This is a genomic window from uncultured Halovibrio sp., from assembly GCF_913056445.1.
GTDB lineage: Bacteria > Pseudomonadota > Gammaproteobacteria > Pseudomonadales > Oleiphilaceae > Halospina > Halospina utahensis_B.
In genome coordinates this window covers 76290-85728 of record NZ_CAJXMA010000004.1, presented here as the reverse complement: position 1 = coordinate 85728, position 9439 = coordinate 76290, and the positions used below count along the sequence as shown (strand labels likewise).

Below are 9439 nucleotides of genomic sequence, written 5' to 3'. Positions count from 1 at the left end.
GCTGATGCCAGCACTCCGAACGGGATCATGGCGGCCGCTCAGATTAATGAGGCGGACTATACGGTTAATGACGGCGAGCCCCTAACCGTCCAGGCGGATGGGGCTACTAACCCCGCAAATTGTCAGGTTGAGTATAATCAGGCGACAGGTACTGACACTCCGCCGACGATCAACGTGAGCACTGGCGGTTGTTGATAGATATTCCCTGGAAGTGTGATTGTTGATCGGGGGCGGCCAGGGAGTCAGACGTGTATGGAGTCTGGTCCGGTATCAAGTGAGTTCGGCTTCACCCTGATTGAGCTTGTCATTACGCTGATTTTGGTCGGCATAGTCAGCGCCCTTGGAATCGGCCTTCTGGCATCGCCGGCAACCTACACTGCTGGTGCTGGTAGGGATCAGTTTGTTTCTTCCTCCCTTCTTGCGCAGAAGCGAGCCCTTGCCAACACTGACACCACCATTGCCCTGACTATCAATGAATCGGCGGGGCAGTGGTGTTTTCGTGTTTCCACTAAAGCGGATGCGGGGTGTAGTGAAAACCAGGAAGGTGCCCGGACGGCCGCTCGGGAAGGAGCTAGCCTTCAGAATAACCCTGGCACTCTGTATTACCGGGGCAGCCGACGGGTCAATGCCAGTGATGAGCCAGTGGCCGCGGGTAGCGGAGTTGATCTGACCTTTGTTCCTGCGGATGGAGGCGCAGGCCACCCGGCCTGTGTCTCCGCTTCAGGGTTTGCCTACCCGGAGCGCTGCGTTGATGGCTGACTCCTGTTCTTGTTATCCCTCCAGACGGCAGTTCGGTGTCACCCTGATCGAGCTGGTGATCACGATTGTGATCGTCGGGGTTGCCATCGCCGGTGTGATTGGTAGCTATTCACTGGTGGTGGGGCGCAGTGCGAACACGCTTTATCAGTCACGGACCACTGCCGTGGGTCAGGCCTACCTGGACGAGATTCTTGCGCGGCGGTTCGGGCCGGGGGTCGGCCCGGGCGGTAGTCCTTCCGCCAGTGGCTGTAACGATACAGGTACGGGTGGCGGGAAAGAGCGTGCCGATTACAAGACGGTGAATGACTATCAGGGGCTGGAGGACTCGCCGCCGCGCTTGGTATCCGGTGGTTTTGGCGAGGCCTATCAAGGGTATCGTGTAGAAGTAAGCGTTACCTGTGCCGGGGCCGAAGTGGGTGTGGGCGATGACGCCAAGCGCATTGACGTCATGGTCTATCCAGCCCAGGGGCCGAGCATGACGTTCACAGCCTACAAGGGTAACTTCTGATGCGCCGCCAGCAGGGCTTCACGCTGACGGAGCTGGTCATGGTGATCGTGATCCTGGGCATCATCGCGGCCATCTCGGTGCGCTTCATTCAGTTCTCCACTCAGGGGGCGCTGGATACCGCCAATCGCCAGCGTCTGGCACTCGGAGCAGGGGTTGCTTCCGAGCAGGTCAGCCGTGAGTTGCGCTCGGCATTGCCGGGCAGCATCCGCACCAGTGAAGGTGGGGAGTGCATCGAGTTTTTCCCGATCGTGGCGGGGTCCTGGTACGTGGACGGTGCGGATAGCTTTGAACCCAAACGGGCGCTGTCCGAGTTCCAGGCAGTACCTTTCTCGCGCTCGACGGAGCAAGCCATCCGAGTGTTCATCTATCCCTATGCCGAGAGTGACTTCCCGGATGGACTGTATGAGACGGGGGCTGAAACCCGGGCGGGGCTGGGGTCGGTCAGCGGGTCCGGGGAGGAGCGCACTGTCACGCTCAGTTCGCCCCATACGTTTCCAGAGCATTCACCACAGCGACGCGTAACGCTTACCGGAGATCCGGTGAGTTTCTGTCGTGGCACGGGGACCAATAGTCGCTACCTTTTCCGGTATTCCGGCTATGGGCTTAACGCCAGTGGTGGCCGGCCCAGTGGAGGTGTTCGTGAGGTGGTTGCGATGCCGCTTGGCGACGGGCCACTGATTTTCAGTTTTATACCGCCGACACGTCAGCGCAACGGCGTGGTGACCTTTGAATTTACGCTGCAGTCGGCGGACTCTGAGGAGTCCCTCTCTGTGGCCCAGGAGGTACAGGTGCGCAATGTTCCCTGAACCACACCCTCTGCAGTCCCAGGGGCGCCGCTCGTCCCAGGGCGGTGCCGGACTGGTGATGGCCATCTTCCTGATTACGGTCATGGCACTGATTGTCTCGACCATTGCGCAGCTCCAACAGACCACCGGTGAGGCTGAGGCGCTGGACATCCAGTCCACGCGAGCCTACTACGCGGCGGAGTCCGGTGCGCAGCTGGCCATGACCCTGCAGGATGAAGGGGAGGGTTGTGGTTTCGGATCCCGTACTTTTGATGGTTTCAGCAACGGTCTCAGGGACTGTGAGGCGGACGTCAAGTGTACTGACCTCAGCACACAGGAGAAGGTCTTCCGTATTGAGAGCCATGGGCAATGCGGCAGCGGAGCGGATGTGGCCAGCCGCACGGTGGAGGTATTGGCTCGATGAAGCGGCTAAGTGGAAGTCTGACACTGTTTTTCATTATTGCTTCCATTCTAACTGTTCGCACAGGTGGTGCTGCAGAGCAGGTGCTATCGGAACCGGGAGCTGGAACCCTGGTTGTGCCTGACAATGTTTCCGAGATCACCGTTGAGCTCTGGGGTGGTGGGGGGCGTGGTGGTAGCCGTCAACGTCCTGGAGCTGCTGGTGGTGGTGGCGGTGGTGGCTATGTCATCGAGACGTTCCAGGTAAACCCGGGGGAAACTTACGAGTACCAGGTTGGTTCTGGAAGTAGCAGTAGCGAAGCGGGTGAAAGCTCCTTTCTGAGGGGGCCTGCGGGGGATGTTGAAGCTTTTGGGGGCGAAAGTGTTCCGCTTGACGACGACGAAGGGGCTGTAGGTGGTTCCGGTGTTGGTGCTGAGGTCTATCAAGGCGGTACCGGAGGCTCAGGGGAAACAGGCGGATTTTTGGAGACGGACAGGCAAGCTGGGGGAGGTGGTGCTTCAGCTGGTCCAGCAGGGAATGGTGCTGATGGTCAAACCCCTGAAGGAGGGCTGGCGGGCCAGGATAGCGGCAGCGTTGGTGATGGCGCGGAAACCGAATTTGGAGATTATCAGTCCGGAAGCCCAGGTGAAGCTCCTGGAGGTGGAGGAGGTGGAGCTACCACATGCTTTTTATGTCCTGATATGGAAGGGGGTGCCGGTGCCGACGGCAAGATCCGGATAACTACGAACGGTGACCCGCTCAAAGCTTCCGCTGACATTGCCTACTGGTTTGATGGGGACTGGGAGGGGGCGGCCTCCGTTCCGGATCAGAGCGGGAACGGTAATACGGGCACCTCAAACGGAGCATCTTTCGTCAGCGCGGGGGAAGACGGCGCGATTCCCAATTCCCCGGGCACCTGTGGTTTTGCATCCATACCAGCCGACGGCAACATAACTGCCCAATCAGACGTCGCTAATAACAGTGACTCATTCAGCATGGGCTTCTGGGTGCGGATGGAGGAGGGGCAACAGACCAGCGACACGCCCAGTATTGTCGCAGTAGGCGATGTAACCGACTTCTATGCCGAAAGGGCTGAAGTGCTGGCGGATTTTCGCGGGGGAAGTCGGGATCTCGTCTTTGTCGTTCATACACGTCAGGGGCAGGGCCAGGGACAGGGCAGTATCCGGCAGCGCGAGTTGCGATGGACTCCGGATGCAGGCACTGAAACAGATCCTTTCTCAGGGAACTGGGTGCATGTTGCCGTAAGCCATGATCTTGAAACCAATGAGCTGGTTATGTATGTGAATGGCAATGAAGAGGTCATCAGGGAGGATTACGAAAGAGGACGTTCCGTTGTTGAAGCCGACTCTGCAATCCAGATTGGCGGTTTTTCCGATGGAACCGCCCCCGCGGCGTTTGATTTTGATGAGTTCCGCTATTCCGCCAGTGCGATCAGCAGTTCGCAGGCGGTGCGTCTGGCCAATGAAAGCAGAGCCTGCAACACAGGTCTGGCAGGTTTCGAGATCAATGCTTCATCCGTTGCCAGTGTGTGTGAACCATTGCCAATCCAGATCACCGCCATCAACAGCTCGGGGGCACAGGTTGCTGATTATACCGGGGCTGTCGATCTTTCAACCTCGTCCGGCAATGGCAACTGGTCGATTGCGGATGGGGAGGGCGGTCTGACTCCTTCCCCTGACAATGACAATAATGGTGCTGCACAGTACCAGTTTGTTGATGCGGATGAAGGTCAGGTGACGCTGGCTCTGGCGAACGAGTTGGCGGACCGGCTCACCGTCAGCGTTGTTGATAGTGGGGCCCAGGTAGGCACGACCTCGGATCCTATCCAGTTCCGGGAAAACATATTCCAGATCCAGTCTACGGATCCTCTCGGAACGGATTTTGTTGCTGGTCGTGATCATCAAGTTGAGATCGCCGCTTATGGACGTGGACAGGATCAGCAGTGCGGGCCGATTACTGCTTATGATGGTGCCGTGGCTCTGAAAGCATGGCTGGATCGTGCAGATCAGGATCCAGGTGGAGAGGCCCCCTCTCTGGATGGCAGTGGTGGCCTGCCAGACTCGGAGCCAGGATCCGGAAATGTTGATGTGGTGTTCAATGAGGGTATTGCGGAACTGCCATGGCAGGCCACGGATGTAGCTCAGTATTCATTGAATGTCCTGGATGACAGTTCCGGTATTGTTCAGGATGAAGAAGGGAACCCCTTGCCGGTGAGCGGGCAGGGGCCGGAATGGACTGTTCGCCCATTCGCGTTTCATGTCTCCGTCCCCGACAATCCAGGCGCTTCATCCCCCACCGGCGATGCATTTCAGGCTGCGGGGCGTCCGTTCGACGTCAGTGTGCGGGCGGTACAGTGGCAGGCAGCTGATGATGGCAATGATGATGGGGAGCCGGATGGTCATGAGACGCCGGATCCAACGAATCGGGCGGATCTTTCGGATAACGCGTCAACTGCTTCCTTTGGCGGCAGTAAACCCGTCGCGGAGTTGTCCTCTACCCTGGTTGCCGGACCGCCCAACCCAGCGGATCCGGGCTTGGCCGGTATGCCGGAGGTCGACGCGTTCACTGATGGGCAGGGCTCTGTTACGACCCAGTTTGATGAAGCGGGCAGTATTGCTGTGCAGGCATTACTGGATGGTGGCTATCTTGGTCGGTCGGTAATGGTTCGGGGCCGGTCGGGCTTCGTGGGTAGGTTCCACCCGGAAATGTTTGCTGTCGAGCCGTCAGACGGGGCTTTTGAGCCGACCTGCAATAACTTTGCGTACACTGGGCAGCCGCATGGCTATGATCCGGCTCAGGCACCGGAACTGACCATCACACCGAAAGCCTATCGGGCATCAGGGACCGCGCCTCAGGTCACCAATTATCGTGAAACATGGCAGTTGCTGGAGGCCGGGGATGTCTCGCGAATCTTCCCTGAAGAGGATGCTGACAATGGTCTCGACGTGTCGGTTGATCAAGCGCCTGAGGGAGACCTGACCCCTCTGGAAGATGGGAATATGCTCTATCAGTTCGTCGGTGATGAATTCATCTACATCCGGACTGAGGGCGCACGGATCGAGCCGTTCACGAGCAATCTCACTCTGGAGGTTGATGGTGTTGATGACGGTGATGCGCAGCTGATGGAGAGTCAGAACCCTGTCACTCTGGATCCCGCCGGTGTGGAGATCCGTTATGGCCGTATCAGTCTGGGCAGTGTTTACGGCCCGGAGAACGTGGACCTCATTATGCCGCTCAGGGCTGAGTATTGGGATGGTGAGCGCTTCAGGCTGAACACCGCTGACGAGAGTGACGTTCCTCCTGCGGAAAGCGGGGAAGGGTGTTTCCAGTACAGTCCCTGGAATGAGGAAGATGGAGGAGATATTCAGATCGCTTCGCAGGATGTGGCGGATAATGTTAGGTCAGGAGACTCTACAGCGGAGACGTACGGTCTTTCCGGTGGCCAACCCAAATCTGGTAATGAGATTCTTCTGCGCTCAGGGCGTGATCCGGTCGACCCTGACGACCGCCAGAGTGAGGTTGAGCTGCTCAATGTGCCTGACTGGCTGAAACCTTTCGACAGCGACGGCAATCTCCAGAACCCGAGCGCCACTGCTACCTTCGGCGTTTATCGGGGTCACGATCGCATCATCTACTGGCGGGAGGTCCAGTAGGAGCGGGGGTCAGTCTTCCTGTGGCGCCTCTTCGGCGTGCTCATCCATACCAAGTTCCTTGATCTTCCGCGTCAGCGTATTCCGCCCCCAGCCCAGAAGGTTCGCCGCATCCCGCCGCCGGCCGCCGGTGTGTTTGAGGGCGGTTTCGATCATCACGCGTTCGAATTCCGGTAACGCGGTATCCAGGATCGGGTGTTTCCCCTGTTTCAGTGCTCGGTCCGCCCAGTCGCGCAGCTGCTCCTGCCAGCTGCCGGCGTTGCTGCTTCCTTCCTCCTGCTCCAGCAGTTCCCGGGGCAGGTCGTTCACGTGGATCTCGCGGCCGGAGGCCATCACGGTCAGCCAGCGGCACACGTTCTCGAGCTGGCGCACGTTGCCGGGCCAAGGCAGGGTGCTGAGGTAGGTCTCGGTCTCTTCCTTGAGGATCTTGGGCTCGACATTCAGTTCATGTGCGGCCTGTTTGAGGAAGTGGCGCATCAGCAGCGGGATGTCCTCCCGCCGCTCGCTGAGCGTTGGCAGGTGAACGCGGATGACGTTGAGCCGGTGGAAAAGGTCCTCGCGGAAGCTGCCTTCGCGTACCCGTTCCTCCAGGTTCTGGTGGGTGGCGGCGATGATGCGCACGTCCGCTCGAACAGGTGTGGCGCCGCCGACGCGGTAGAATTCGCCGTCGGCCAGAACGCGGAGCAGGCGGGTCTGGGTGTCCGCCGGCATGTCACCGATCTCGTCCAGAAACAGGGTGCCACCGTTGGACTGCTCAAAGCGGCCCTGGCGGGCAGCGTTGGCGCCGGTGAAGGCGCCTTTCTCGTGGCCGAACAGCTCGGATTCGATCAGGTCCCGTGGAATGGCGGCCATATTCAGGGCCACGAAGGGGCCGCCTGAGCGCGGACTGTGGTTGTGCAGGGCGCGTGCGACCAGTTCCTTGCCTGTGCCGCTTTCCCCGTTGATCAGTACTGTGATGTTGGAGTGCGAAAGGCGCCCTATGGCCCGGAAAACTTCCTGCATGGCGGGGGCCTCACCGATGATCTCGGCATTCTCGCCGGCGTGTTCCGCCTCCCGCTCACGGGCGCTTGAGCGCTGCTCCCGGCCATGATCAATGGCGCGCTGGATGAGGGAGAGGGCCTCGTCCACGTCAAAGGGTTTGGGCAGGTATTCAAAAGCGCCAGTCTGATAGGAAGAGACCGCGCTGTCCAGATCCGAGTGGGCCGTCATGATGATGACCGGCACCATGGGGAAGCGTTCACTGATGGAGCGCAGCAGGGTGATGCCATCGATGCCGGGCATTCGGATATCGCTGATCACAGCATCCGGCTGGTCCTGCTCAAGCCGTTCCAGTATGCCTTCGCCGCTTTCAAAGCTGACCGTTTCAAGGTCGGCGCGGCTCAGTGCGCGCTCCAGCACCCAGCGGATGCTGCGGTCGTCGTCGATGATCCAGACAGTGGCGCTCATTCGGAGGCCTCCAGGGGAAGAAAGATGATGAATCGGGTGCAGCCGGGCTGGCTCTCACATTCCACCAGGCCCTGGTGCTGCCCCACGATGCTCTGGGTAATGGCCAGCCCGAGCCCGGTGCCATCGGGGCGGCCGCTGATCATGGGGTAGAAAATGTTCGGTTGAAGCTCGCGTGGAATGCCGGGCCCGTTGTCGATGATGTCCACCCGGCAGACCAGCCGGTGGCGCGTATGGCCGATGGTGAACTGGCGCAGGGCGCGGGTACGCATGGTGATCGTGGGCTCTGCATCCTCCGGCGGGTGCTTGGTAAGCACTTCCAGGGCATTGCGCGCAATGTTGAGGATGGCCTGGATCAGCTGCTCGCGGTCGCCCATGAACTCGGGGATACTGGGATCGTAGTCCCGCACAAGGCTGACCTGGCTGCCGCCTTCGGCTTCCAGCAGGGTACGCACATGTTCAACCACATCATGGATGTTGGTGGGGGCTGTCTCGATGGCCCGGTTCGGGCCCAGCATCCGATCCACCAGGGTGCGCAGCCGGTCCGCCTCCTCCATGATCACCCGCGTGAAGTCGCGCAGTTCCGCGTTCTCCAGCTCACGTTCCAGCAGCTGGGCCGCCCCACGGATACCGCCCAGAGGGTTCTTGATCTCGTGGGCCATGCCCCGCACCAGGGTACGCGTGGTCTCCTGCTGGGTGAGGAGTTCCTCTTCCCGCGAGATGCGCTGGAGACGGTCCCGTTGCTGGATTTCCATCAGCAGCAGGGGGTCGTCCCCGGGGAACGGTGAGATGGAATAGTCCACGCAGATCAGCTGGCCACTGGGCAGCAGCAGTTCCGCTTCGCGCTTGGTGAAGGTATGGCCGGTGGCGGCAGTCTCGGTGAGCGTCTGCAGGGCCGCGTCCGGCTCCACGAAGATACTGGTCACCGGCAGGCCGCGGATGCGGTCGCCACTGGTCTGGAGCAGCATCTCGGCAGCTGGGTTCAGGTAGCGCGTGCGTTTGTCGTGATCGAGCACCAGAACCGCTGTCGCCAGATTGTCCAGGATGCGCTGGTGCATGGGTTCGGTCATAGGTCCCCTCCTGGGAACAGGCTCTGCAAGAATCAAACCAGCTTCTGGGTCGGTGTAAAAGCGCTGCTGGGCCGAATCAGTGCACGGTTGGAATCGCGTTCTGCCCCATGCTAATGCAGAAGGTTTTCGTGCGCACCAATACAGTGCATTGAAGCGGTCGCAGTCTGGACGCGGGCGGTGTCGCCAGGGGGGTCCCGGCGAGCCGGTCTTCAGTTCAGTTGCGAGGGGCGGTGCAGGGTGAATCGGGTGACATCGGAGGAGCTGATTGTCTCGCCGTTGGCGTTGACCACATGGATCACGATCTCGTGGGTACCCCGGTTCATGTTCTCCAGCGTGAAGCTGGTGCTGCGGCTCTGGCGGGTTCTCTCGCCATCCAGTTCGAGGGCAAAGCGGTGACCGGAACGCAGCGAGGGCTGGGACTGGATGCGTACCACGACCAGCCCATCGCCGCGCCAGAAAGCGCTGTCGTGTTCCGGCTGGGTGATCTCGATGGACTCGTAGCCCTGCTTGTCGTTGTTTCCGCCGTCGCCCTCGCGTTCGCTGTTGCGGCGTTCGCGCGCTGCGCCATCGGGCAGGCTGACCTCCGGCAAGGGCTCCAGTTCCATGGCTTCGCTGTCATCGCCGGCCGGCTCGTCCGAATAGGTTACGTTGCCGTTCTCGTCCACGTGCCGGTAGATCTCACCGGCCACGGTGCTGCTGCACAAGGGCAGGAGAAAGGCCAGGACCAGCGCTGTGAGGGCAATTGTTGATCGGAACACGGAGCCTCCGGATTCGGGACGGACGGATATCCTTTCCCGATTATT

At 60.2% G+C, this 9439-nt stretch carries 9 protein-coding genes; 6 read left to right on the top strand and 3 right to left on the bottom strand.

Going from position 1 to position 9439, the window contains the following annotated elements; genetic code table 11:
- The 6 genes from QZ501_RS02280 to QZ501_RS02255 form a co-directional block, all read left to right on the top strand.
- Window positions 1-195 (top strand): hypothetical protein (locus tag QZ501_RS02280; RefSeq protein ID WP_295716826.1); only part of this gene is annotated, 195 nt, incomplete at its 5' end.
- Window positions 196-252: 57 nt separating this feature from the next.
- Complete coding sequence (locus QZ501_RS02275; RefSeq protein WP_295716824.1) at window positions 253-759, top strand: type II secretion system protein; 507 nt, start codon at window positions 253-255, stop codon at window positions 757-759.
- Window positions 752-1267 carry a prepilin-type N-terminal cleavage/methylation domain-containing protein gene (locus QZ501_RS02270; protein WP_295716822.1) on the top strand — a complete coding sequence of 172 codons (516 nt, stop codon included), beginning with the start codon at window positions 752-754 and terminating at the stop codon, window positions 1265-1267. Before QZ501_RS02275 ends, QZ501_RS02270 begins: the two co-directional genes overlap by 8 nt.
- Window positions 1267-2073, top strand: coding sequence for a type II secretion system protein (locus tag QZ501_RS02265; RefSeq protein ID WP_295716821.1), 807 nt, complete (start codon window positions 1267-1269; stop codon window positions 2071-2073). The genes QZ501_RS02270 and QZ501_RS02265 overlap by 1 nt, the downstream gene beginning before the upstream one ends.
- A complete protein-coding gene (locus QZ501_RS02260; protein ID WP_295716819.1) occupies window positions 2063-2476 on the top strand; it encodes a hypothetical protein in 414 nt (137 codons plus the stop codon). Before QZ501_RS02265 ends, QZ501_RS02260 begins: the two co-directional genes overlap by 11 nt.
- Window positions 2473-6126: a DUF6701 domain-containing protein gene (locus QZ501_RS02255; RefSeq protein ID WP_295716817.1), complete on the top strand. Its 3654-nt coding sequence runs from the start codon at window positions 2473-2475 to the stop codon at window positions 6124-6126. Before QZ501_RS02260 ends, QZ501_RS02255 begins: the two co-directional genes overlap by 4 nt.
- A gap of 9 nt (window positions 6127-6135) precedes the next feature.
- Here QZ501_RS02255 and glnG read toward each other — a convergent pair whose 3' ends face one another.
- The 3 genes from glnG to QZ501_RS02240 form a co-directional block, all read right to left on the bottom strand.
- Complete coding sequence (glnG, locus tag QZ501_RS02250; protein WP_295716815.1) at window positions 6136-7569, bottom strand: nitrogen regulation protein NR(I); 1434 nt, start codon at window positions 7567-7569, stop codon at window positions 6136-6138.
- A complete protein-coding gene (glnL, locus tag QZ501_RS02245; RefSeq protein WP_095618180.1) occupies window positions 7566-8636 on the bottom strand; it encodes a nitrogen regulation protein NR(II) in 1071 nt (356 codons plus the stop codon). Before glnL ends, glnG begins: the two co-directional genes overlap by 4 nt.
- Window positions 8637-8845: 209 nt before the next feature.
- Window positions 8846-9394 (bottom strand): DUF4124 domain-containing protein, encoded by a 549-nt coding sequence (locus tag QZ501_RS02240; RefSeq protein ID WP_295716812.1) that lies wholly within the window; start codon window positions 9392-9394, stop codon window positions 8846-8848.
- Window positions 9395-9439 lie beyond the last annotated feature (45 nt).